At 51.2% G+C, this 22,491-nt stretch carries 20 protein-coding genes (1 of these 20 running past the window's edge); 14 read left to right on the top strand and 6 right to left on the bottom strand.

The features are described 5' to 3' along the window. Nucleotides 1-26: 26 nt before the first annotated feature. The 3 genes from EOV40_RS06745 to EOV40_RS06735 all read left to right on the top strand — a co-directional run bounded on the left by EOV40_RS06745 (nucleotide 27) and on the right by EOV40_RS06735 (nucleotide 4,558). Nucleotides 27-2,483: a membrane-bound PQQ-dependent dehydrogenase, glucose/quinate/shikimate family gene (locus EOV40_RS06745; protein ID WP_128105440.1), complete on the top strand. Its 2,457-nt coding sequence runs from the start codon at nucleotides 27-29 to the stop codon at nucleotides 2,481-2,483. A gap of 87 nt (nucleotides 2,484-2,570) precedes the next feature. Beyond that, complete coding sequence (locus EOV40_RS06740) at nucleotides 2,571-3,464, top strand: transporter (RefSeq protein WP_003630995.1); 894 nt, start codon at nucleotides 2,571-2,573, stop codon at nucleotides 3,462-3,464. Nucleotides 3,465-3,589: 125 nt separating this feature from the next. Next, entirely contained in the window at nucleotides 3,590-4,558 is a 969-nt protein-coding gene (locus EOV40_RS06735; RefSeq protein WP_197687340.1) for a helix-turn-helix domain-containing protein, read from the top strand. A gap of 6 nt (nucleotides 4,559-4,564) precedes the next feature. On the opposite strand, the gene EOV40_RS06730 is transcribed toward EOV40_RS06735, so the two are convergent. Beyond that, complete coding sequence (locus EOV40_RS06730; protein WP_128105439.1) at nucleotides 4,565-6,499, bottom strand: hypothetical protein; 1,935 nt, start codon at nucleotides 6,497-6,499, stop codon at nucleotides 4,565-4,567. A gap of 332 nt (nucleotides 6,500-6,831) precedes the next feature. Between EOV40_RS06730 and fumC the strand changes: the two genes are divergently transcribed. Continuing rightward, nucleotides 6,832-8,280, top strand: coding sequence for a class II fumarate hydratase (gene fumC / locus EOV40_RS06725; protein ID WP_128105438.1), 1,449 nt, complete (start codon nucleotides 6,832-6,834; stop codon nucleotides 8,278-8,280). A gap of 43 nt (nucleotides 8,281-8,323) precedes the next feature. On the opposite strand, the gene EOV40_RS06720 is transcribed toward fumC, so the two are convergent. Next, nucleotides 8,324-8,860 carry a Dabb family protein gene (locus EOV40_RS06720; RefSeq protein WP_128105437.1) on the bottom strand — a complete coding sequence of 179 codons (537 nt, stop codon included), beginning with the start codon at nucleotides 8,858-8,860 and terminating at the stop codon, nucleotides 8,324-8,326. Between the two features lie 170 nt (nucleotides 8,861-9,030). Between EOV40_RS06720 and cobG the strand changes: the two genes are divergently transcribed. From cobG to cobJ, 4 genes are read left to right on the top strand one after another with little or no spacing between them, the layout of a single operon-like run. Continuing rightward, on the top strand, nucleotides 9,031-10,263 hold the full coding sequence (cobG, locus tag EOV40_RS06715) for a precorrin-3B synthase (RefSeq protein WP_128105436.1): 1,233 nt from the start codon (nucleotides 9,031-9,033) through the stop codon (nucleotides 10,261-10,263). Beyond that, nucleotides 10,250-10,879, top strand: coding sequence for a precorrin-8X methylmutase (locus tag EOV40_RS06710; protein ID WP_128105435.1), 630 nt, complete (start codon nucleotides 10,250-10,252; stop codon nucleotides 10,877-10,879). Before cobG ends, EOV40_RS06710 begins: the two co-directional genes overlap by 14 nt. Continuing rightward, complete coding sequence (locus EOV40_RS06705; RefSeq protein WP_050819874.1) at nucleotides 10,880-11,605, top strand: precorrin-2 C(20)-methyltransferase; 726 nt, start codon at nucleotides 10,880-10,882, stop codon at nucleotides 11,603-11,605. After that, nucleotides 11,602-12,360: a precorrin-3B C(17)-methyltransferase gene (gene cobJ / locus EOV40_RS06700; RefSeq protein WP_128105434.1), complete on the top strand. Its 759-nt coding sequence runs from the start codon at nucleotides 11,602-11,604 to the stop codon at nucleotides 12,358-12,360. Before EOV40_RS06705 ends, cobJ begins: the two co-directional genes overlap by 4 nt. Here cobJ and EOV40_RS06695 read toward each other — a convergent pair. Next, nucleotides 12,330-13,133, bottom strand: a complete 804-nt coding sequence (locus EOV40_RS06695; RefSeq protein ID WP_128105433.1) for a cobalt-precorrin-6A reductase — start codon at nucleotides 13,131-13,133, stop codon at nucleotides 12,330-12,332. The two genes, cobJ and EOV40_RS06695, sit on opposite strands and share 31 nt — an antisense overlap. 90 nt (nucleotides 13,134-13,223) lie before the next feature. On the opposite strand from EOV40_RS06695, the gene cbiE reads away from it, so the two are divergent. Genes cbiE through cobM form a run of 3 tightly spaced genes read left to right on the top strand, consistent with a single transcriptional unit; the run spans nucleotide 13,224 to nucleotide 15,598 of the window. Further along, entirely contained in the window at nucleotides 13,224-14,468 is a 1,245-nt protein-coding gene (gene cbiE, locus EOV40_RS06690) for a precorrin-6y C5,15-methyltransferase (decarboxylating) subunit CbiE (RefSeq protein WP_128105432.1), read from the top strand. Next, nucleotides 14,465-14,839, top strand: coding sequence for a cobalamin biosynthesis protein (locus tag EOV40_RS06685; RefSeq protein WP_128105431.1), 375 nt, complete (start codon nucleotides 14,465-14,467; stop codon nucleotides 14,837-14,839). The genes cbiE and EOV40_RS06685 overlap by 4 nt, the downstream gene beginning before the upstream one ends. Further along, on the top strand, nucleotides 14,840-15,598 hold the full coding sequence (gene cobM / locus EOV40_RS06680) for a precorrin-4 C(11)-methyltransferase (protein ID WP_128105430.1): 759 nt from the start codon (nucleotides 14,840-14,842) through the stop codon (nucleotides 15,596-15,598). A gap of 4 nt (nucleotides 15,599-15,602) precedes the next feature. Here the strand turns inward: cobM and EOV40_RS06675 are convergent, their stop codons facing one another. The 3 genes from EOV40_RS06675 to grxB form a co-directional block, all read right to left on the bottom strand. Then, complete coding sequence (locus EOV40_RS06675) at nucleotides 15,603-16,676, bottom strand: cobalt-precorrin-5B (C(1))-methyltransferase (RefSeq protein WP_128105429.1); 1,074 nt, start codon at nucleotides 16,674-16,676, stop codon at nucleotides 15,603-15,605. Between the two features lie 101 nt (nucleotides 16,677-16,777). Then, a complete protein-coding gene (locus tag EOV40_RS06670; RefSeq protein ID WP_128105428.1) occupies nucleotides 16,778-18,133 on the bottom strand; it encodes an MFS transporter in 1,356 nt (451 codons plus the stop codon). A gap of 691 nt (nucleotides 18,134-18,824) precedes the next feature. After that, nucleotides 18,825-19,469 carry a glutaredoxin 2 gene (gene grxB, locus EOV40_RS06665; protein ID WP_128105427.1) on the bottom strand — a complete coding sequence of 215 codons (645 nt, stop codon included), beginning with the start codon at nucleotides 19,467-19,469 and terminating at the stop codon, nucleotides 18,825-18,827. Nucleotides 19,470-19,593: 124 nt separating this feature from the next. Between grxB and tmpT the strand changes: the two genes are divergently transcribed. The 3 genes from tmpT to EOV40_RS06650 form a co-directional block, all read left to right on the top strand. Beyond that, on the top strand, nucleotides 19,594-20,235 hold the full coding sequence (tmpT, locus tag EOV40_RS06660; protein WP_128105426.1) for a thiopurine S-methyltransferase: 642 nt from the start codon (nucleotides 19,594-19,596) through the stop codon (nucleotides 20,233-20,235). Nucleotides 20,236-20,407: 172 nt separating this feature from the next. Beyond that, on the top strand, nucleotides 20,408-21,664 hold the full coding sequence (locus EOV40_RS06655; RefSeq protein WP_050819864.1) for a dicarboxylate/amino acid:cation symporter: 1,257 nt from the start codon (nucleotides 20,408-20,410) through the stop codon (nucleotides 21,662-21,664). A 123-nt stretch (nucleotides 21,665-21,787) separates the two neighbouring features. Next, nucleotides 21,788-22,491, top strand: partial view of an excinuclease ABC subunit UvrA gene (locus tag EOV40_RS06650; protein WP_128105425.1) — the beginning only. It continues 1,810 nt past the right edge of the window; only the first 704 of its 2,514 coding nucleotides appear in the window; the start codon lies at nucleotides 21,788-21,790; the stop codon falls past the right edge of the window.

Below are 22,491 nucleotides of genomic sequence, written 5' to 3'. Positions count from 1 at the left end.
CATGAAACTGTAGAAAGAGCACGAGTATGCGAGAGAGTCAGACGAGGTTATTCTCGCTCATAACCTCTATTCTGCTTGCCATTGTGGGGCTTTTCCTCTTCTTTGGCGGCGCGGAACTTCTGTTCCTTGGTGGTTCCTGGTTTTATATTATTGCTGGCGGTGTCATGCTGGGGGCCGCTCTCAGCGGTTTTCGCAAGCCTGCTCTGGCTATGCGGCTGTATGCAGCTTTACTGCTTGTGGCCACTATCTGGTCTTTGTGCGAAGTCGGCCTCAACATTTGGGGTCTGGAAGTTCGCTTGTTTACGCTTATCGGGCTAGGTGTCTGGCTGCTGCTGCCGGGGGTTTGGCGTTCGGGCAATAGCTGGCTGACTGATAAGCGCGAAGTTCTGGGTTCCTTGGTGGTGTCTTGCCTTGTTGTTGTGGCAAGCTGCTTCAGCTCTTATTCCATTGATGGCACAGTGCCCGCAGACCGTATGACGGCAAGCGGCCAGTCTGATGAAACATCAGCAGGAGTGCCTGATGGAGACTGGACAGCCTATGGCCGCACCGTTGGAGGAGACCGTTACACACCATTAGGGCAGATTACAGCTTCCAATATCTCGCATCTGAAGCGTGCATGGGTTACCCGCACCGGAGACGTGCAGCAAGCAGGTGAAGGTACTGTAGCAGGGCCAGACCAAGGGCATGAGTTCAACCTGGAACTCACCCCCATTAAGGTTGGTGATACACTTTACATGTGCACACCCCATAGCTGGGTGATGGCGCTGGATGCTGCCACAGGTAAAGTGAAATGGAAGTTTGATCCGCATCCCGCAACGGCAGATTTGGACAAAAACGTCTATCTGGCTTGCCGTGGTGTGTCTTACTACCATATCCCTGATGAAATTCAGACAAGCTGCCGTAACCGTATTTACTCACCTGTTGCTGACGTGCGCATGGTGGCCGTAAATGCAGAAACCGGTAAACCCTGTGAAGATTTTGGTGATCACGGCTTTATTTCCCTGCGCCAGTATCTGGGCCATGTGCCGCACGGGTTCCATTTTGTAACTTCCCCTCCAATGGTGGCCAAAAACCGTGTAATCACTGGTGGGTGGATTTTTGATAACCAAGCCAATTTCGAGCCTTCCGGCGCTATCCGTGCGTTTGATGCCACAACGGGTGAAATTGCTTGGGCGTGGGATGCTGGTCATCAGCCAGAAACATGGAAACCCGGCCCGAATGATGAACTAACGCGTGATACCCCCAATGCTTGGGGTGTTTACACGGCAGACCTCAATCTGGGTCTTGTTTACATTCCCACAGGTAACTCTCCGCCGGATAACTGGGGTGGAAGCCGCCGTCCGTTTGACGATGCAACATCCTCTGCCACAATTGCGCTGGATATTGTAACGGGCGAACGCCGCTGGACCTATCAGACCGTGCATCACGATCTGTGGGATATGGATATTCCCTCCGGCCCATCTATGGTCGAACTTCCCGGCCCGAATGGTGAGCAAATTCCTGCGCTGGTGCAGAGCACCAAACGTGGTGAGTTCTTTGTTCTGGACCGCCGCACCGGCACCCCTGTTCCGGGGTATCCGGTTGAAGAAAAACCGGTTCCTACAGCAGGCCATGCACCGGATGACCGTGTATCTCCTACACAGCCTTATCCTGTTGGTATGCCGTCTCTCACACCAGCTAATCTTAAAGAGTCCGATATGTGGGGGGCAACGCTGCTTGATCAGATGATCTGCCGTATCCAGTATCGTCAATCTGCTTACGAAGGGCAGTTCACACCACCGCATGTGGGTAAAACAACCATTGTTTATCCTGCGTTCTACGGTGTTGTAGACTGGCAGGGTATTACCATTGACCCGCAGCGTAAGATCATGCTGGCCAATGCAAGCTACCTGCCTTTCCGTATCAAACTGGAAAAACGTACGGGAATGGAGCAGGCTGGTACGCTGCCAAAGTGGACTGGCAGTGGGGAAGAACCAGCACCTAAAGGTGATGCCCTTTCTGTTTCTCCAGATTACGGCACGCCCTATATTGCGCTTACCAACCCGTGGCTGAACCCATTGCAGATCCCCTGTAAGGGGCCTGTCTGGGGCACGCTGACAGCAATTGATTTGGTAACCAAAAAGATTGTCTGGCAGCATCCCGTTGGCACAACGCGTGATACCGGGCCTTTCCGTACCCATAACAACCTGCCATTGCCTACCGGTATGTATAATATTGGCGGCAATATTGTTACCAAAGGTGGCGTTGTATTTATGGGTGCCACAGCAGATGACTATCTGCGGGCCTTTGATCTGGCGAGCGGCAAGGTAATCTGGCGTGATCGTCTGCCAGCAGGCGGCCAAGCAACACCAATGAGCTACGAAGCTGGTGGCAAACAGTATGTGCTGATTGCAGCCGGTGGCCACGGTGGTCTTGGCACCAGAAGCGGTGATTACATTATCGCTTATACACTTGATGGTGAGAAAGCTTCTCCCGCTCAGTAACGCGTTACTACATTGGGGTTCCAGTTTATCTGGAACCCCGCATCACGCGTTTATTTGATTGTTACTGTTACTTATCGGAATATTCAGATGCGTTTGATAGAAGGCGGGGAGCGTCTGCTTTCCCTCGTGCGTTTCGTCATGCCTACTGTGATCGTGTGTCACGTAGTTCCTGCGCGAGCTGCGGATATCACGTTGGGCATTATTGGCCCCCATGAATATGACCTTCCTGTAGACTTCAAGCCGTTTAACGTGCTTGTGCAGTATGGCGATGGAAATGCCGCAGGCCATAGCTATGGCAGTGGCGGGCAGCGTACGCCAACCGGTGGCAGCCACACATGGTCGGGTATGACAAAATATGTGCATTTCCGTAGTTTTGAAGCCATCCCTCATGTTGGATTTGCTTTTGAGCTAATCCAAACAGAAAGCTACAAACTGGCAGATGGCACAAATTACGGTGGGTTAGGGCCAACTATTGTTGGGCCAGCTGCATGGTTTAAGCCTAATAAGCACAGTACTTTTGGTATACAGACCTTTATGCAAACGCCATATGGCACAAGAGATGCAACATCCACGAATTATTGGTCAAATATATCCAGTTTAATATTTGATTATGAATGGAAGCATTTCAGTTTTGATGGTGATGCCGGCACGGTTGTTGGTTCTACAAAGCACCAAAAAGACCAGCATAGTTATTCACCTGGCGTAGTGTTTTACACCAACCTGCGCTTTAGCTGGAAAGCGACCAAGAAGTTTGAGCCATTTCTTGCGTTTGACTGGCAGAATGTTACTGGAACGCGCGATAACACGCTCCGCCAGTATCTGGATAATTCTAACAGCCGCGAAATAGCTCTGGGGCCGGGGCTTATGTACAATATTAACCAGCACTTTTCGCTAACAGCCCGCTACTCGCACTCTCTTGAAGGGCGCAATACACCAGAAACTAATGCTTATTACATAAAGTTCGTTTACCTTTGGCAGTAGGTTTTATTTTTAAATAACGAAAACTTTACTTTGTTCAAGCAGGTAAAAAATAAAATACACAACATGCCTATGAGAGTTATGTTTTTTATGTATAAGAGGAAGGCAACGTTAGGAAAGTCTTTAATATGTCCTTGTCGGATATGGTAGAGCCCCCCGCGATGAATACATGGCCTTTTTCTCAACGCACTGATTCTAAATCAGAAAGTCCAGAAGAAACAGTCCAGAAATCATGGATACGTTGCGAGACATCCTACCAGCTTGATCCTTCCCAAAAATGGAAGGCAGACGTGTTGTGTGGTGCAGAGTTTCGGCATGTCAGTAGCCGGTCCGCATTGCTTTTGCGTCAAGCTTCAGAAGAAATGCAGCACCTTTTTACTTTGGTGCAAGGCTTGGGCCTTATGGTGTTGCTGGCTGACCCCAACGCCATGATTTTGGCACGTTGTGCGGATGAAACGCACCTTTCTGTTTGTCGGCGTCTTAACCTGCGTGAAGGTGCGATCTGGAACGAAGCTATTGCAGGCACAAATGGTATTGGCACTTGCGTAGAGGATAGATGCCCAATCTTTCTGGGGCGTGGTGCGCATTGGCGCTTTTGTTTTTCCTTGCTGATCAGTTATGCCGTGCCGATATTTGATGCACAGGGGCGGGTAGCAGGGGCTCTCAACCTTGCTTCTATGAACGGCAAAACAGAAAAACCAATTGATAAATTGCTTATGGAAACACTTGCCCAGTCTGGTCGTCGTATTGAAGAACAGCTTTTCCGTAACAGTTATGCAGGGCAAAAAATCCTGACATTAGGTTCTGTGAGAGGGTGCTCAGCGCCTTTGGTTTCTATTAACGACCAAGGGGAAATTACGGGCGCAACATATGCTGCGCGTGAATGGATGGGCTGGACAGATCAAACCATTGCGCAACATCCCAACCTGCTAAATGAGCTGGAAGAGGGGTCGGAAATAAGTTTCCAGAAGGCAGAAGAAAACGTTATCCGCTCTGCTTTGGCTGTTTCTCAGGGGAACGTCACGCAGGCGGCTCGTGGTTTGGGAATTAGCCGTGCAACGCTTTACCGCAAGATGAAGAGCTTTGGTATTAACTAAAGCCCTTTACTGGAATGGGAAGTAGCGGAAAGTTACATATACTGTGTTGCCTGATGTGGCAGGATCTACACTATTGCCATGCCCATCATTCCCTTTAAAGGCGAATTTACGCACAAAAGTATATTGTAAGCCTGCCATCATGCTTCCGTAACGGCCCTGTAAAAAATGCCACCAGCCGCCAGCGGTAAAGGAGGCAAGGGTGTGTGTTTGAGCACTACATACCCCAAATTCTACATCGCATCCGGCCAGATCCAGATCGTTTACACCATAACCATATTGCTTGCCATCTGCGCCAATATAACGTTTGCGGCCAGAGGCTTCTACGCCCCCATAAGTGTAAAGCAGCACGGAAGAATTGGGGTGCCCCACCAAGCCGAGTGATCCCATAATTTCTGGAACAGGCGTAAGCTGCCCTCGGCCATTAAAGGTTGTATCCGGTATCTGTGTTGGCCCATAGCGGCCAATGCCATCACCGGCCAGAACATCACCAGTAAGATGCAAGCGGTTCGTACCCAGAGGGGCTGTCATGCCTGCACCTACGCCACCGCCAAAATGAGTATGTTTTTTGGTTGTTGTTGCACCAGGTTCCACCGCAAGGGAACGGAACCAACGTGCAAGACCGAATACTTCATAATGTCCGAAGGATGTATCTGCTGCGGCCTTCAAAATCATGTCGGGCACAGGGTTGTAGGAATAATTTGTGGCCGCGTTTAGCAGCATCCCCCCGGTATTGGCATAGTAAACACGAGCGCCGTCTGCTTGCCCACGCGCAGCGGGAATGGTGCTGCCAGAACTAATGGTGGAAGAGAAGCCAACAGTAGCCTGAGGGTCCTCAATAGAGAGACCCAGCCAGTATTTCTGGTTCCAGTCTTTGCCAATTCGGATCTGTGGCACGCGTGTAAAAACAATGCCCGGCAACTGGTTGTTATCTGTAACAGCGGGCAGTTCTTCTTGGCGGGGAATAATGCCTTTGGCGTAGTTTGTGGCCAAGCTCCACGCTTGCCCCATAAGAATATGTAAGCCCCAATCTTTTTGGGTGAACGTAAAATAACCTTGCCGCAAGCGTGGCGTATAGCCGTTAATCTGCACGCTGTTGGTTGTGCTGCCAGAGCCTGCAAAATCACTTTCAACATAAGCCTGTAAGCGGGAGGATTTGCTTGGGTTGGCTTCCATCAAAATAGATAGGCGGCTGAGCTGGGCGGAAAGTCGTTCTTCAGACAGCCCATGGTTGGGGCTGTTAGCGTAAGGAAAATTGCCCCAGCCCGTTGCAGGGCCGCTTGTCATGTTCGAACTACGCCAGATGTTGGACATGTCTATAAAACCGCCAAGTTTTACAGATATGCCACCAATACTAAAAATAGGCGGCAGCCTATCAACTTCTGTTTGTGTAATAGCCGTTGGGCTGGAAGATGAGAGATCGATTGAAGAATGGCTTTTTTCGTCGGCATCTGCGCCAGCGGTTGCATCGGATCCAGAGGCCCCGGGTAGCCATTTAAAGCCTAGCCCACCTTTGGCTGTGCCCCCATGTGTATCGGCGGCTGTTTTAACTGGGCCTTCATCTGGCGAGAACCGAATGGAAGGATCTTCTCGGTCTGCTTGGTTTGCGTAAGCTGTGGCAAGCTTATTGCCAGTATGCGGGGCAGAAGGTGAGGGTGTGTTGCGGGCAACATTATGCGTGGGGGCGGAGGGGCCTGCATGCCGTTTGGCCTGACGGGATTCAATAGCTTCTACCTGCGCGGCCAACCGGCGCATTTCCGCCTTGATGGCTGCCAGTTCCTGCGCATCATCTGCCAGAGCGGGGGCAGAAAGCAGCATGGTGCAGGTAAAAACGCTCCCTGTCAGTAACAGTTTTCTCATATTTTCCACGGTATGTGCACGTTGAATGCTGTACCATTTCACGATGAAATTATTTGCATGATAATTGTTTGTGTAATCATGCATTGAGCCAAGTCCATGAGGGCGCAAAACGTCACGCCCTTTTGAATGATATAAACAAAGCGTGTAGAATAAACGTTTGGCTATAGCAAGTCTATGAAGAGGCCAAATTCATAGCAGAAATGCATCCTGGTTTTTCTGGTGCTTACTTCAGTAAAAAATCATCAAAATACAAATATAAGTAAATTTTAAAAAACTTATAAATATCTGATTGAAAATTATAATCGTCTAAATGTGATGGTCGTGGCCTCATTTTTAGGCGCGGAAGAGGTCTATGCTGCTCAAACCAGAAAGCTGGCGGAACGTAACGCAACGGGCCAGCAGGGAGGTAATGTATTATGAGCAATAATCCGCAAATTCGTTTTTGCCCCGTAGGTATTCAGGCCACAGGCGTTCGGCAGGAACGAGACTCAATGGGCACCATAGATGTTCCGGCAGATAAATACTGGGGCGCACAAACTCAGCGTAGTCTGGTGCACTTTTCCATTGGTACAGAGCGTATGCCTCTTCCACTTTACCATGCTTACGGCATTGTCAAAAAAGCAGCTGCATTGGTGAACGCAGCAGAAGGACGTATGCCGCAATGGAAGGCGGATCTGATCGCCACGGTTGCAGATGAAGTGACCGCGGGTAAGCTGGATGCACATTTTCCGCTGTTTGTCTGGCAGACAGGGTCTGGCACCCAAACAAATATGAATGTGAATGAGGTTATTGCAAACCGTGCCATTCAACTTGTAGGCGGCAAAATTGGCTCCAAAACGCCTGTTCACCCCAATGATGATGTGAATATGGGCCAATCCAGCAACGATTCATTTCCTACGGCCATGCATGTTGTAACATTGCTGGAAATTGAAAATCGACTTTTGCCCAGTGTAGAAAAGCTTATAGAAGCCTTGCGCCAGAAGGCTGAGCAATGGATGGACGTTGTCAAAATTGGCCGTACCCATTTGCAGGATGCCGTGCCTTTAACAGTAGGGCAGGAGTGGTCTGGCTGGGTGCAGATGCTTGAAGATGCACTTTGCGGCCTGCGTAAAGATCGTAAAGCTTTGTTCGAACTTGCCGCTGGGGGCACTGCTGTGGGCACGGGGCTGAATGCACCGGCAGGTTTCAGTAAGGCTATAGCTGCACGTATAGCAGAACTAACAAAACAGCCTTTTGTTACGGCACCTAACAAGTTTGCCGCGTTAAGTGGGTTGGATGCCATGGCCAGAACATCCGCAGGTTTGCGCGGCTTGGCAGTGCCATTGCTGAAAATTGCCAATGATATGCGCTGGCTGGCTTCCGGCCCTCGTTGTGGGTTAGGTGAATTGCACCTGCCGGAAAATGAACCCGGATCTTCCATCATGCCCGGCAAGGTGAACCCAACCCAATGTGAGGCAATGGTGATGATTGCCACGCAGGTGCTGGGCAATGACAACACGATTGCTTTTGCGGCCAGTCAGGGCCAGTTGGATCTGAATGTTATGCGGCCGGTCATACTGGCCAACTGTCTTGCCAGTATCCGTATTCTGGCAGATGGCTGTCATAATTTCCGCATTTTCTCTGTGGAAGGCACACAACTGAACGAAAAGCGGCTTAAGCAGAATGTGGGTGGGTCCGTTATGCTTGTTACGGCATTGGCTCCTGTCATTGGGTATGACAAAGCTGCAGAAATTGCGCACATTGCCATGGAGCATGATCTTTCCCTTAAGGATGCAGCCTTGAAATCCGGCTACGTAGATGCCGCCACCTTCGAGAAGGTGGTGAACCCACTTGATATGGTGGGAGAAGGCGTTGCTGGCGCCTGAATACTGCAGGGTTTACAGTGTGGGGAGAGTTCTTCTCTCCCCTTTATTTTACGGTAAAATCAAAAACGACCACATTCGCTAGAAATGGTGCGGCAAACTTTTTGAACGCATCATGCGCGGGGTCAAAACAGCCACTCGTATGTACAATAGGGCGGCCAACATAGTAATTACGATCACCTTCTGAGCGGAAGGTTACAAGGTATCCGTAATCCAGCCCCAGATCAGCATTTTCACCGCTGTTTTGCGGCCCAGCCTCCAAGCTGGCAACAACGGGTGCGCCGTTCGGACGGCGTGAGTGTGTTGCCAGTTCCAGAAAGCGACGTGTCACTTCCTGCTTTTCTGCGGCAGTCGCCGTGGGGCGGAATTGAAACATGACCATGTGGCGCACAGTGCCCGGGCGAAAATCCGGTGCAGTAAAGCGCTGTTCGCCTATCTGCTTTACCAGCGCGTGCGTGGCCTGTGCGGCAGGATCGAGCACTGTCTCACGCGCACGAGCATACGTAGGATAAAGGTTTGATACAGAAAAAAACAAACCAGCTATCAAGCCCAAACGGATGGGGGAAGTGGATATTATACTCATCTGTATTTCATACCACAGATTACAGTTAAGAGACGTAAAACCACGCTGTGCTTTGAAACGGAATGGACAAGCATGTCCGGCTTTTTGACAAGCAGGGCTTGTGTTGCGTAACAGGGCGGCCGTGAAGAGAGATTTTGTATCCGCCGTAGCCAGAAAAGGAGGCAGATAGCGTGACACAGCGTTTTACGCCACCAGAGGTTAAAGGGTGGTGTCCGGGCCTGTTTGCCCCCATGCAGGCCAAAGATGGTTGGCTGGTGCGGGTAAGGCCTGCCTTTGGTCGGATAACTGCGGCGCAGGCCGTTTTTCTGGCACAGATTGCAGAGCGTGAAGGCAATGGTCTGATTTGCCTTACCAACCGCGCCAGTCTGCAATTACGTGGTTTTTCTCACAACAACGCTTTGCGTTTTCCCGAACTGGCTGTTCTGGCAGGTTTGGGTATGGCCAATCCTGAGCATGAAAAACGCTTGGCATTATTGGTATCTCCCTTAGCGGGGTGTGATCCTTCCTGTGCTCCGGATACATTGGAATGTGCCGCAGCTTTGCGAGCAGCTTTGTGTCATGCCAACAGCCTTTCTGCATTGCCGGATAAGTTCGGTTTTGCGGTAGATGGCGGGGGGCTGTTTACTATCGGGCTGTTAAAGGCCGATATTATGCTGCAGGCCACTGGGGCAGGGTTCTGGTCTGTTGTATGTGGCAATCAGAAAAGCAAGGCTGCATCTGTTCAGGCTGCTGTTGAATTGGCTATCAAACTGGCTCAGGCTTTTATCGCTATTCCCAAAAGTAAACGGCCTGCACGATATCCAGAAACGGGTAAAATGCTCTTTCAGTCCGTTAATGAGCAAGGCAATCCGGTAGAAGTTCCGGCGGTAGATGCGCCTGATTCAGCTTTGTTGGCAGGTAAAATAGGACAAGCTTTATATGCCCTAAATGCGCCACTAGGCATTTTAACATCTGCCATGCTGCGAAGTTGTGCCAATCACGCACGAAATGGAGATGGCATTCTGCGGCTTACGCCGTGGCACAGCATTATTCTGCATGGTCTGCCATACCCGCCACATGTGGCGGGTATGGTGGATACAAGCACCAATCCTATTTTGCGGGTTTCTGCCTGTATGGGCAATGCAGGGTGCGTACAGGCAGAAGGTGAAACCCAAGCTCTGGCAAGAACACTGGCGCATGGTTTGAAGGCAGAGGAAAGCCTGCATGTATCGGGGTGCAGTAAAGGTTGTGCGCACCCTGCAAAAGCAAGCTGGACAGTGGTTGCCGCCCAAAATGGCTACGGGCTTATCTGCAATGGCACGGCATCGGGGCCTGTCATGCGATTTTTTCCAGATGACAGAGCAGTCGAAGACTATTTTATAGGCACCAAGCCACAGGAAAGGATAATGAATGGCCGCGTATGAGTATATCAAGGATGGAGCAGCTATTTACGAACGCTCCTTCGCGACCATTCGGGCAGAAGCTGATCTTTCTGCCTTTACGCCAGAAGAAGCACAGGTTGTTGTGCGCATTATTCATGCCTGTGGCATGGTGGAGATGGCGCAATCTGTCAGCATGACGGCAGATTTTGTTACAGCTGCCCGCACAGCCCTGAAAAAAGGCTGCAATATTTTGTGTGATTCCGAAATGGTAGCACACGGGGTAACGCGGGCGCGTTTGCCTGCTGATAATGCGGTTATTTGCACGCTGCGTGATAGCCGCACGCCAGAACTGGCCCGCCAGATTGGCAACACCCGCTCAGCTGCCGCGCTGGATTTGTGGGGCGAAAAGCTGGCAGGTGCAGTGGTCGCCATTGGCAATGCGCCAACAGCATTATTCCATTTGCTGGAAATGCTGGATGCAGGGGCACCGTATCCGGCAGCTATCATTGGGCTGCCTGTAGGTTTTGTGGGAGCCATGGAATCTAAGGAAGCTCTTTCCCTCCGTAAGGATGTGCCTTGGCTTGTGGTGCGTGGCCGCCCGGGGGGAAGCGCCATGGCTGCTGCTGCTGTAAATGCTCTGGCCTGTGAGCGTGAATAAATGACACGCGGCACATTGCAGGTTGTTGGCGTAGGGCCGGGTGATCCGGAACTCATGACTGTTCGGGCAGTCCGGCTGGTGCAGGCGGCAAAGGTGGTAGCGTATTTCTGCCGGCATGACAGGCCGGGCCATGCGCGCACCATTGCACGTGCGCATATTGCCCCGGATGCTGAGGAATTGCGGCTGGAATATCCATTTACAACAGAAATCTCTGTTGCCAATCCAGCATATCATGGGGGCATGGGGCAATTTTATGATGAATGCGCACATAATCTGGCGCAACGGTTAGATAAAGGGCAGGACGTTGTTCTGTTATGTGAGGGCGATCCCTTCCTTTACGGCTCGGCCATGTATCTTTTTGACCGGCTGAAAGCTGGTTTTGAAACCGAGGTTGTGCCCGGTATTATGGCCATGAATGGGTGCTGGACACAGGCGCATCTGCCCATAACGCATGGAGATGACGTGTTGTGCGTTCTTCCAGCCACGTTGCCAGAAGAAAAGCTGACCAACTGGCTAGAGCAGGCAGATGCCGCAGTTATCATGAAAACAGGCCGTAACATGCCGCAGGTTAAGCGGGCACTGGAAAAAGCAGGCCGTTTGTCAGATGCCGTATATGTTGAACGTGGCACGCAGGAAAATACCCGTATGTGTGCTTTGCAGGAGCAGGAAGATAGCGTGCCTTATTTCTCGCTGGTTTTGCTGCCAGGTCGAAAAGGTGTGAGATGAAGGGCAGTGTTACCATTGTAGGGTTGGGGCCGGGTAACAGCCTTCAGCGTACCCCGCAGGCAGATCAGGCCTTGGCTAAAGCAACAGATCTGGTTGGGTATGGGCCATATGTAAACCGGGTAGAAGTCCCTCCGCATGTTGTTCGTCATGCCTCAGACAACAGGGTGGAGCTGGATCGTGCCCGGCATGCTTTGGAAATGGCAGAGCAGGGGCGGCATGTGGCTGTTGTTTCTGGTGGAGATGCCGGCGTGTTTGGCATGGCTAGCGCTGTGTTTGAGGCATTAGAGCAAGGGCCGGATAAATGGCGTGCGCTGGATATCAGCGTTGTTCCCGGCCTGAGTGCGGTTTTGGCAGCGGCGGCGCGGTTAGGAGCCCCCTTGGGTGGGGATTTCTGCGTGATGTCCCTTTCAGATAACCTCAAACCTTGGGATGTGGTGCTTGAACGTTTGCGGCTGGCAGCACAAGCTGGCTTTGTGATTGCGCTGTATAATCCACGCTCTCATGCCCGTCCGTGGCAGTTGGGGGAGGCATTGGAGCATTTGCGGGGTGTTTTACCCTCCACTATTCCCGTTGCTTTTGCACGCGCCATAGGGCGGCCCGATGAGGCCGTGCGGCTTTCTACCTTGCAAGAAGCCAATGCCGAATGGGCCGATATGAGCACATTGGTGCTGATAGGCTGCAAAGCCAGCCGTTTGGTGGATCGGCCCAATGGTGAACCGTGGTTCTATACTTTACGGCGGGTTGATGCTGCCTGATGCGCCTGTAACCATGCCATGGCTTGCTGGGCCGTTTCTACTGTAGGGATGTTCGGGCAAGCCGCTGGGCGATCAATCATCAGGACGGGAATACGCAGCAGGCGTGCAGCCTCCAGCTTGGGGTATGTTGCACTGCCGCCAGAGTTTTTTGAAACCAGAAGTGTGATGCCGTAATCCTGCATCAGCTTGGCTTCATTCTGCACGTCAAAAGGACCGCGATCCAGCAGGATGGTTGCGTGCGGAGGTAAGGAAGCAGGATCTGGCGCATCAATAGAGCGGATGAGGTAATGATGCTGTGGCGCAATTTTAAACGGCGCCAACTCCTTACGGCCTGTTGTTAAAAAAATACGCTGTGATGCCGTGTTCCATTTTGGGGAATTGGCTAATAGATTGGCCGCTTCTGCCAGATTGGCGGCATGGAGCCATGTATCGCCCGGCATTTCCTGCCAGCCCGATCGTTCCAAACGCAACAAAGGTATTTGCGTAGCGGCACAGGCCGTGGCGGCATGTTGGCTCATGGTGGCCGCAAAAGGGTGAGTGGCATCTATTACGGCGTTGATGGCGTGAGTTTTCAGCCACGTGCTCAGCCCATCAGAGCCACCAAACCCGCCAATCCGCACGGATAACGTGGGCAAATGCGGCTGCTTGGTTACCCCGGCAAGAGAAAGCGTGGCACTGATAGAAGGCTCCTGTTCCAGATAACGGCACAAAGCAGAGGCTTCCGTGGTGCCTCCCAGAACAAGAACGCGAAAATTATTGGAAGATGAAGGCATTAGGCACAAGCTTTACAGCATGAAAAACAAAAGTGTTGTAAAAGCCGAGGCCGTTGCCGCGCAAGTATGTGCCAAAAAAGGAATGGATGAATGACCAATCAACCCCAACATGCGCCACAAACGCCGTGGTTAACCCTGATTGGGATTGGGGAAGATGGTGTAGAAGGTCTTTCTCCCGTTGCACGCGCTATTCTCGCACAAGCCGATTTTGTGGTGGGTGGTGCGCGCCATCTGGAGTTGGCAGCCCCATTGGTGCAAGGAAAAACACTTGCATGGCCCACGCCTTTTGAGCATGGAATAGATGCCATTCTTGCCCGGAAGGGTTTACCCACTGTGGTTCTGGCATCTGGTAACCCATTCTTTTTTGGTGTGGGGAGCACACTGGCGCGTTCTATCCCTCCGCAGGAAATGCTGTGCTTACCGGCGCCATCTTCTGTGGCCTTGGCATGCAGTCGGCTTGGATGGGCAGAGCAGGATTGCCGGGTGGTATCCTTATGTGGCCGGTCCATAGAGCAGCTTTATCCAGCTTTGCAGCCATCTGGCCGCGTTATTGTGCTGTCTGCGGATGAAAATACGCCGCATGTTTTGGCTAACTGGCTTGTTGGTAAAGGATTGGGTGCTACGCGCTGCCATGTGTTGGAACGGCTAGGTGGCCCACATGAAGCTGTACACAGTTTTTATGCCCATGAAGGTGCGCCAGATAAGCTCCAGCGGCTTAATCTGATCGCGCTGGAGATAGATGCTCAAAGCGCTTCCCACACTTTGCCACTAACCAACGGGCTGCCCGATACGGGCTTCGAACATGATGGTCAGCTTACAAAGCGGGAAATTCGTGCGGTTACGCTGTCATCCCTAGCACCGCGGGCAGGCGAATTATTGTGGGATATTGGCGGAGGAGCTGGTTCCATCAGTATTGAATGGATGTTGGCCTCTCCTTCCTGCCGTGCAGTGTGTATTGAAGCGCAGCCAGAACGGGTTGCGCGCATTGCACGTAATGCGGCGGCTCTTGGTGTACCGGGGTTAGAAGTAAGGCAAGCCCGAGCGCCAGAAGGCATGGAAGATTTGCCAAAGCCCGATGCCATTTTTATTGGCGGCGGAGCAAGCCGTGCAGGCGTGTTGGAAACTGCATGGCAGGCCCTTAAACCAGGCGGGCGTATTGTGGTGAATGCCGTGGTGGCTGAAACAGAAGCCCGATTGCTGCGTGCCATGCAGGAATGGGGGGGAACGCTTACGCGTATCTCTGTATCCCGGTTAGAAAAAATAGGGTCTCTTCATGGTTTCCGCCCCGCCATGCCGGTAACACAGTGGGTTGCTCAGAAACCCGAGGCCTCATGATATTTCTAGGCTTGGGCTGGAACAGCAGAGCGACCTTAACGCAGGCTCAGGCATGTATTGCACTCGCCTTGGCACAACAGTTTGGCAAAGAATTGTCTGCCCTTGCTGTTCCTGCGTTTCGGCATACAGAAAATCTGCCATTACAGGTGGCAAAATGGCTGGGCACCCGAATTGTTTGGGTAGAGCTTGCCGCCATGCAGCAGCTCAATGCCCAATGCCAGACAGTATCAGCCCGTAGCATGCAGCATACCGGGGTAGCTTCTGTATCTGAAGCCTGTGCATTGGTTGCGGCTGGCCCACAGGGCAAACTTATTGTACCGCGTTGCAGCATGAATGGTGTGACATGCGCCGTGGCAGAAGGAGACATTTGAATGACCGTGCATTTTATTGGGGCAGGCCCCGGAGCGGCTGATCTACTCACCATACGTGGGAGAGACATTTTGGCATCCTGCCCGGTCTGTTTATATGCGGGGTCTATTGTGCCGCCGGAAATGCTGCAATTTTGCCCGCCAGATGCGCGCAAGGTTGATACAGCCCCCATGACATTGGATGAAATTGAAGCTGAATACGTAAAAGCTCATCAACAGGGGCAGGATGTGGCGCGCCTGCATTCGGGGGATCTTTCTGCGTACAGCGCTGTGGCTGAACAGATCCGCCGCTTGGAAAAACACGGTATTCCGTGGAGCATGACGCCGGGGGTGCCAGCATTTGCAGCGGCGGCTTCCATACTGGGGCAGGAATTCACTGTTCCGGGTATTGCACAAAGCGTGGTGCTTACGCGCGTAAACGGGCGGGCTTCTGCCATGCCAGAAAAAGAAACGCTGGCAGCTTTTGGCGCTACGGGCGCTACACTAGCCATTCATCTGGCAGTGCATGCGCTGGATAGAATTGTGGAAGAGTTGACGCCATTTTATGGGGCCGATTGCCCGGTTGCTATTGTTGCACGAGCCACATGGCCAGATCAGCTTGTGCTGCGCGGAACGCTTGCCAATATTGCAGACAAGCTGAAAGAAAACCCCATTGAGCGCACAGCTCTTGTGATTGTTGGCCGGGTATTGGGAGATAAAGATTTTAGAGAAAGCGCTCTATATAATCCTGATTATCGGCGGCGCTTTCGCGGGCAGGACTAAGCTTTCAGGCTTGCCCAACCAGATTGCCTGCACGGTCAAATACCAGCACATCGGCTTGTATAGGGGCGGGGTGTAGAACGTCCTTAACGGTTTGTAAGGCGGAGCGGGCAATCAGGTATCCTAACGGAAAACCCTGTTGGCTTGCGTGCAAAAAGGCTTCAGCCACTGTGGGGCTGCGCGCAATTGTGTCTGCTAGATCGGGGTTTCCGTTATATGCCAGAACAAGCTCGGCCAACTGGCGCATGTCTGCAGGGCCTCGTTTGGAATGCAGGTCCATAAAGCCTTGGCCCAGCTTGGTCATTTTTGCGATGCCGCCAGATATTGTAAGGCGCGGGACAGGATGTTTGCGAAGGTATTTTAACAGACCGCCAGCAAAGTCCCCCATTTCAATCAAGGCACTATCTGGCAGGTTATAGAACTTCTGCACGCCTTTTTCGGAAACATTACCGGTGCTTCCTGCCAAGTGTGTAAGGTCTTCAGCCCGCGCAACATCCACACCCCGATGGATGCTCTCAATCCATGCTGAGCATGAAAAAGGCACCACAATGCCAGTTGTGCCCAGAATGGACAGGCCGCCCAGAATGCCTAGCCGACTGTTTAATGTGCGTTCAGCCAGTTTTTCTCCATTTTCGACGCTGATAATCACTTCTGCATCTGGGCAGATACCTGCATTTGCTTCGGTTAAAGCCGCACGGATCATAGCGCGAGGGGTGGGGTTTATGGCAGGTTCTCCCACCGCTATGGGTAAGCCAGGGCGGGTAACTGTACCCACACCGGGGCCAGCCTGAAACACAATCCCGCACCCAGTGGGCAAGGTTTTTATCGTTGCACGGATAAGTGCTCCGTGCGTGATATCCGGGTCATCCCCCGCATCTTTAATAACTTCCGCAAACGGGGCATCTGGCGCGCCACCGGTGCGGGCAATGGCAAACCCAACTTGTTGGCCAGCGGGAAGGGTGATGTTCACGTATGCTGGGGCTGAATGACCGTTTAGTATAAGCCATGCGGCCTTTGCTGCGGCTGTTGCGCAGCTGCCTGTTGTCCAGCCGCGCCGGAGGGGATGAGAGTTGGGTGCCATGCGGCATGATGTAATTCATCTGCGTGTTGCAGAACATAAAAAAAGCCCCATCCATTTCTGGATGGGGCTTTTGTCAGCTTTGCATATAAAGCAGAACGGCTTCAGGATTGTTTGCTGAGGGAAAGTTCTTCAGCAATATCACCACGGGCCGCAGCCGCACGCTTCTGCTTCTCCCGTTCGGAGATTTTTTTCAGGTAGCGGCGTGCTTCGGGTGAAATGGTCAGGCACATGGTCATCAGGGCAGAGGCTACATACAGACCAGAGAAGATCCAGATAATGCCTTCAACGCCGCGCCAGGATTCAAACCACGTTACAATGGCCGGACCAACCCATGTGCTGGCGCCAGCACCCAAGCCAAGAGCGGAAAGAGCGGCAGCTTTTTCCTTCGGGCAAATCTGGGGCACCAAACCGGACAGAGGCACAAAAGCAGCCAAGGATGCGCCGTACAAAGCCCCCACAATAGCGGCAATCATGAAGTTGCCGGGGAACATCTGCGGCACATAATAGAAGGCAGGCACCATAATGGCTGCACCAATGCCGCCACCAAAAGCCACAACTTCACGATGACCGAATTTGTCTGCTGAAATGCCGGAAAACAGATTTACCAGAATGTTGGACAGGAACACGATGGACAGCAGCTGCAACCACTGGGAAAGCGTAAAGCCAACAACCTTGGTAAAGAAGGTCGGCATGATCACCAGAAAGGCATATTCGGATGACGTGTTGATGGTACGCACCACCATGGCCACAAACGTTTTGGGTTCGCGCCACAGAATGCTGATGGAACTAAAGAAGATTTCCTTGGCCGGAGTGCCGGGGGCAGCCAGACGCTGAGAACCTGTAGGTTCACGCGTAAGCAGCAACGCCAGCAGGCCACCAAAGACAACCATACCCAGAGAAGACCAGAAAGTGGCCATTTCCCCAATAACGGGAATGGCAAAGCTGGCGAACAGAGAACCCAAGGTAGGCAGGCCACCAGAAAAGGCAAACCAGAACCAACCCGCCGCAGAACCTAGCTGACGAGGGGGGGAGGCAGCAGCAATCCAGACTAGGAAGCCGTAAGTGAACAGCGGATACCCTAAACCACGCAGGGAATATGCCAGCAGCATGATGGGGTAGCTGTTAACGGCAACACCGCAGGCCAGAAAGATAACTTCAAAAACGGCCCAGATGGCCAGACCGATCCACATGACGCGCTTGGGGCCCCATAGATCAGACAGCGGGCCAGAAAGCCAGGCGGAGATGGAAACGGTAACACCGTAAATAGTAAACAAAAGCGCGGTGTTGCCGGCTGATGTGCCATGTGCTTCCAGATAGGGAGCAAGGTAACCGGCTTCTACACCATCACCAATCATAAAGAACAGAAGCCCCACAAAGCCCCAGAACAGAGGCGCGGGAATTCCAAGACGATCTGCAAACGATGCAGGCGGAGGCGACAGAGGGTCTGTCTGTTTCAAGGGGAGATACTCCTCTTTACACAGGCAACCGTCATTTTGACGGGATATTCCACCGAAGTGCGGAATATGCTGGCTGACTGCAATTCTCCGGGTGATGCCAAATGGCCGTTCACTCCGGAATCTTGTGGAAAAATACGGTTCGGGAGAAGTCCGCGCCTGAATGGTGGAAGCCAATAGGGGCTTCTAACCATAAAAGCCTCAGGACATGTGTCTGAGGGAAAAAGAGCGCAGCGGGTCTGCGGCACTATGCGATAGCTGGATGTATCTGCTTGCCTGATGGGAGAAAAGAAGGAATCTGAGAGTAAACAGATTATGGTTTTATATTATTGCAATAATATAAAACAGGAACCCATCTAAAGACCACAAGAAAACGAAACCATTTGATGATGTGGAAGAATTACAATTCTAAAGGAAAGGCCTCTCCTTATGCCAGTTGTCATAACATTGCCTTGATAATATTTTCTGATAAAATTTTCAACGGAAAAGTTTTGCAATATATTATTTTGCAACAATTATAATATATGAAAATAAATATATAATTTTACAATAAAAACAAAATTACTTTTTGAAAATTAGGATTTATAAAACAATTACTTATGTAATATTTTTAGTTTTTATTTATATACAAACTTTTCCTGTGTTTCTGATTGTTAATTCTCAGAAAATGCAACACAGGAAAAGTTTTTTATAATCAGACTGCTACAGAATCCAGCAAAGGAATGCCCGATCGCTTGGAGAGAGCCTGCCTATAGTTCTCTACCGCAGCAGGGTAAGTAAGCCCTTTGATGATGGAAAAACTATGTAAGTGCGCAAACAGATGGATATCATCATAAGAAAGCGGCCCCTGAAGCGCAGAGGGTTCAGGCAGGAGAGAGGCTAAATCTTCCAACACCGCGTTTAAAGGAAGAAGGGCTTCTGTGCCTTCATTGAAAATCTCGCAGAATGGGCCAGTTGAAGCCTCTTTTTTGCGGATAAAGTATGCCCGCCCGGATGTGGTGGAAAATTCCGGAAAAGGAGCCGCTGCCGCGCGAGGAAGGAATTGCCTATACAGCAGAGAGCTTGAGCGGCTGATCCAATCAGAAATTTCTGGCCGAGCGGGAACAGTAAGAAGAGGTGTTCCTTCACGGTCTATATGCGCAATAATATCCAGGCTTTCCCCCATATAGTGCCCGTTTTCTTCCAGAATGGGCAGCATTTTCTGACCGATCATGCCAATAGGCGTTGCTTCATCATCATTTTGAAGAACAACAAGCTCAACAGGGATGTTTTTGAGGCCAAAAATCATTCTGGCTTTAATGCAGAATGGGCAGTGATCATAAACATAAAGTTTACGCATGAGAGACAACTTTCTGATACAGAGTGTAAGACTGAATGTCCTGCAAAAACAGGATGTTTGTTTTATTGTTTACGCATGAAGCATAAACATGGTTTGAATAATTTTATAGTAGGAAGAGGCCAAAATGGATGCGCAATTCTGGAACATGAAATGGCAGAAAAACCAAATTGGCTTTCATCTTCCTGCAGTTAATCCACTTCTGGTTAAATATTTTCCTGTTCTGGAGCTTAAAGAGGGCGCGCGTGTTTTTGTGCCGTTATGTGGCAAAACGCTGGATATTCACTGGCTCTTACAACGCGGGATGAATGTGGTTGGGGTAGAGCTTAGCCAGATTGCCGTAGAGCAGCTTTTTTCCGAACTTGCTCTAACGCCGCAAATAACCGATGTGGCACCCAATATGCAGTGTTTTCAGGCAAAAAACCTCACTATATTTGTAGGCGATATTTTTGCGCTCTCTCGGGTGTTAGTGGGGAGTGTGCAGGTTATTTATGATCGGGCTGCTCTGGTTGCTTTTCCGCCTGCCATGCGTGCAGCTTACGCAGAGCATCTGATGGATATTTCAGGCACAGCGGAGCAACTCCTTGTTACCTTGGAGTATGATCAATCTTGTATAGCGGGGCCACCGTTTAGCATAACCCAGCAGGATATTCAGCGGTATTACGGGGCAGAATATGCCATAAGCTGTTTGGAAAATACTTCAGTAACTGGCGGTTTAAAAGGTGGTGTGCCCGCTACGGAGAATGTATGGTTTTTGAAACCTGAATAGTCCGTATCAGGCATTTACCAAAAATTAAGTAGGTAATCGTTTATGTTGGTAAGTAAAAGATACGGTTAAGAAATAATTTTGCTTGTTTTACAGCTTTGACCTCTTGCGTCTTCTTCCCTATATGAGCCTTCTTTTTGACAAGTTTCATGCTCCAGAGGGAGAAGAATGACAGATGGCAGCGGTTGCTTCACCCACTAATACCAAACGGCGCACCTACGCTATCCTAATTGCCCTTGTGCTAGGCATTTTATGCGGGCTTGCGGTGCATGATCTGTTTCCGGCCTATATTTCGGCTGCGCATCAGGTGGCAACCCTGTTAACGGGGCTTTTCCTGCGGCTTATCCGCATGATTATTGCGCCGTTGGTGTTTGCAACATTGGTAAGCGGCATTGGCAAGCTGGGGGATGATACCTTGGTGGTGCGCGTGGGTGGGCGCGTTTTGCTGTGGTTTATCTCCATGTCCTTTATCTCGCTGCTTATTGGCTTGTTTGCCGCCAATATTCTTCAGCCGGGTTATGGATTTTCAGCACCCTTGCCGTCTGATATTTCATCCCTGAAGCATCCTTTTGAACCAGTTGAGTTTCTGCTGCACGTTGTGCCAACCAGCGTCATGGATGCCATGGCACGTAACGATATCCTGCAGATTGTGGTGTTCTCGGTTCTGTTTGGTGTGGCGTTGCCTGCTGCGGGCAAGGCGGGTGAGACCATGCTGAAATGGACGGAAGAACTCGCCCACATCATGTTGCGTATGACAGACATGGTAATGGTACTGGCACCACTGGCCGTGTTTGGCTCCATTATGGGCACTGTGGCGCAAAGCGGTGCGGGTATGTTGCTGCATTTTGGCCGGTTTTTGGCAGAATTTTACGGCACCATTTTTGTGCAGTGGGGTGTTCTTACTGTTATTGCTTTTCTGGTTCTGGGGCGCAGCATTAAAAGGCTGGTGGGTGAACTGGTGCAACCGGTGCTGCTGGGTTTTGCTACGGCAAGCAGTGAGTCCGTTTACCCATTGCTGCTGGAAAAGCTGGAGAATTTTGGCGTACCCACCCGGATCAGTGGCTTTGTGCTGCCCTTGGGGTACAGTTTCAATATGGATGGCTCCATTCTGTTTCAGTCTTTCGGAGCCATTTTTATTGCGCAGGCTTACGGCATTCATATGCCGTGGTCTCAGCAGTTTCTGATGCTGCTGGTTATGATGCTCAGTAGTAAGGGTATTGCTGGTGTGCCACGTGCATCGCTTGTTACGCTTGTAGCTGTTCTGCCTCAGTTCGGACTGCCAGAGGCAGGTATCGCGCTCATTCTGGGTATTGATCATTTTCTGGATATGATGCGCACAGCAACCAACGTGCTGGGCAACGGCTATGCCGCTGCAATCTCTGCCAAATGGGAAGGTGCGCTTTCTGATGGGCCAACAGAGGATACTCTGTAAGCTTCATTTTAAGTTAATCAGGTGCTCTTGTTATCCGCGCTAGATGTCAGAAAGCGGCACATGCAGGGCACCTATTCTTTTTTCCATACCACAGGGTAGAAATAGGGGGCGTATAATGCCCCCATGAAAACACAACCCTCTGCCAGTAACCCTGCCGATATGATTTGCGTCCGCGGGGCACGTGAACACAATCTGAAAAACGTTTCTGTTTCTGTGCCGCGTGACAAGTTTGTTGTGATGACTGGCGTTTCAGGGTCAGGCAAATCCTCACTGGCATTTGGCACAATTTACGCAGAAGCCCAGCGTCGGTATCTGGAATCTGTTTCTCCTTATGCGCGTCGGCTGTTTAATCAGATGCCAGTGCCGGTTGTGGATGCCATAGAAGGCCTCCCCCCAGCCGTTGCCTTGCAGCAGCAGCGCGGGGGCAGCAGTAGTCGGTCTTCTGTCGGAAGCCTCACAACACTCTCAAACCTCTTGCGCATGCTGTATTCGCGGGCAGGCACATATCCTGCTGGCATGAGCCGCTTAGAGGCAGAAGATTTCTCGTCCAATACGCCAATGGGGGCATGCCCACGTTGCCATGGGCTCGGGCGCATTTACGATGTCACAGAAAAAACATTGGTGCCGGATGATACGCTGAGTATCAGGCAACGGGCTGTTGCGGCATGGCCAACGGCGTGGCAGGGCCAAAACTTACGGGATATCCTGATCACGCGTGGCGTGAATGTAGATATTCCGTGGAAAGACCTGCCCAAGGCCACGCGGGATTGGATCCTTTATACAAAGGAAACCCCAACAGAGCCCGTTTACCCCGGCCGCACGCATGA

Origin of the sequence: Acetobacter oryzoeni (assembly GCF_004014775.2) — a bacterium.
In the GTDB taxonomy this organism is placed as follows: Bacteria; Pseudomonadota; Alphaproteobacteria; order Acetobacterales; family Acetobacteraceae; genus Acetobacter; species Acetobacter oryzoeni.
This window is presented reverse-complemented; position numbering and strand designations above follow the sequence as displayed.

Coding starts and splice junctions, on each gene's coding strand:
- EOV40_RS06745 (WP_128105440.1), top strand. CDS start 27: ATGCGAGAGAGTCAGACGAGGTTATTCTCGCTCATAACCTCTATTCTG.
- EOV40_RS06740 (WP_003630995.1), top strand. CDS start 2,571: ATGCGTTTGATAGAAGGCGGGGAGCGTCTGCTTTCCCTCGTGCGTTTC.
- EOV40_RS06735 (WP_197687340.1), top strand. CDS start 3,590: ATGTCCTTGTCGGATATGGTAGAGCCCCCCGCGATGAATACATGGCCT.
- EOV40_RS06730 (WP_128105439.1), bottom strand. CDS start 6,499: ATGCATGATTACACAAACAATTATCATGCAAATAATTTCATCGTGAAA.
- fumC (WP_128105438.1), top strand. CDS start 6,832: ATGAGCAATAATCCGCAAATTCGTTTTTGCCCCGTAGGTATTCAGGCC.
- EOV40_RS06720 (WP_128105437.1), bottom strand. CDS start 8,860: ATGAGTATAATATCCACTTCCCCCATCCGTTTGGGCTTGATAGCTGGT.
- EOV40_RS06710 (WP_128105435.1), top strand. CDS start 10,250: ATGGCCGCGTATGAGTATATCAAGGATGGAGCAGCTATTTACGAACGC.
- EOV40_RS06705 (WP_050819874.1), top strand. CDS start 10,880: ATGACACGCGGCACATTGCAGGTTGTTGGCGTAGGGCCGGGTGATCCG.
- cobJ (WP_128105434.1), top strand. CDS start 11,602: ATGAAGGGCAGTGTTACCATTGTAGGGTTGGGGCCGGGTAACAGCCTT.
- EOV40_RS06695 (WP_128105433.1), bottom strand. CDS start 13,133: ATGCCTTCATCTTCCAATAATTTTCGCGTTCTTGTTCTGGGAGGCACC.
- cbiE (WP_128105432.1), top strand. CDS start 13,224: ATGACCAATCAACCCCAACATGCGCCACAAACGCCGTGGTTAACCCTG.
- EOV40_RS06685 (WP_128105431.1), top strand. CDS start 14,465: ATGATATTTCTAGGCTTGGGCTGGAACAGCAGAGCGACCTTAACGCAG.
- cobM (WP_128105430.1), top strand. CDS start 14,840: ATGACCGTGCATTTTATTGGGGCAGGCCCCGGAGCGGCTGATCTACTC.
- EOV40_RS06675 (WP_128105429.1), bottom strand. CDS start 16,676: ATGGCACCCAACTCTCATCCCCTCCGGCGCGGCTGGACAACAGGCAGC.
- grxB (WP_128105427.1), bottom strand. CDS start 19,469: ATGCGTAAACTTTATGTTTATGATCACTGCCCATTCTGCATTAAAGCC.
- tmpT (WP_128105426.1), top strand. CDS start 19,594: ATGGATGCGCAATTCTGGAACATGAAATGGCAGAAAAACCAAATTGGC.
- EOV40_RS06655 (WP_050819864.1), top strand. CDS start 20,408: ATGGCAGCGGTTGCTTCACCCACTAATACCAAACGGCGCACCTACGCT.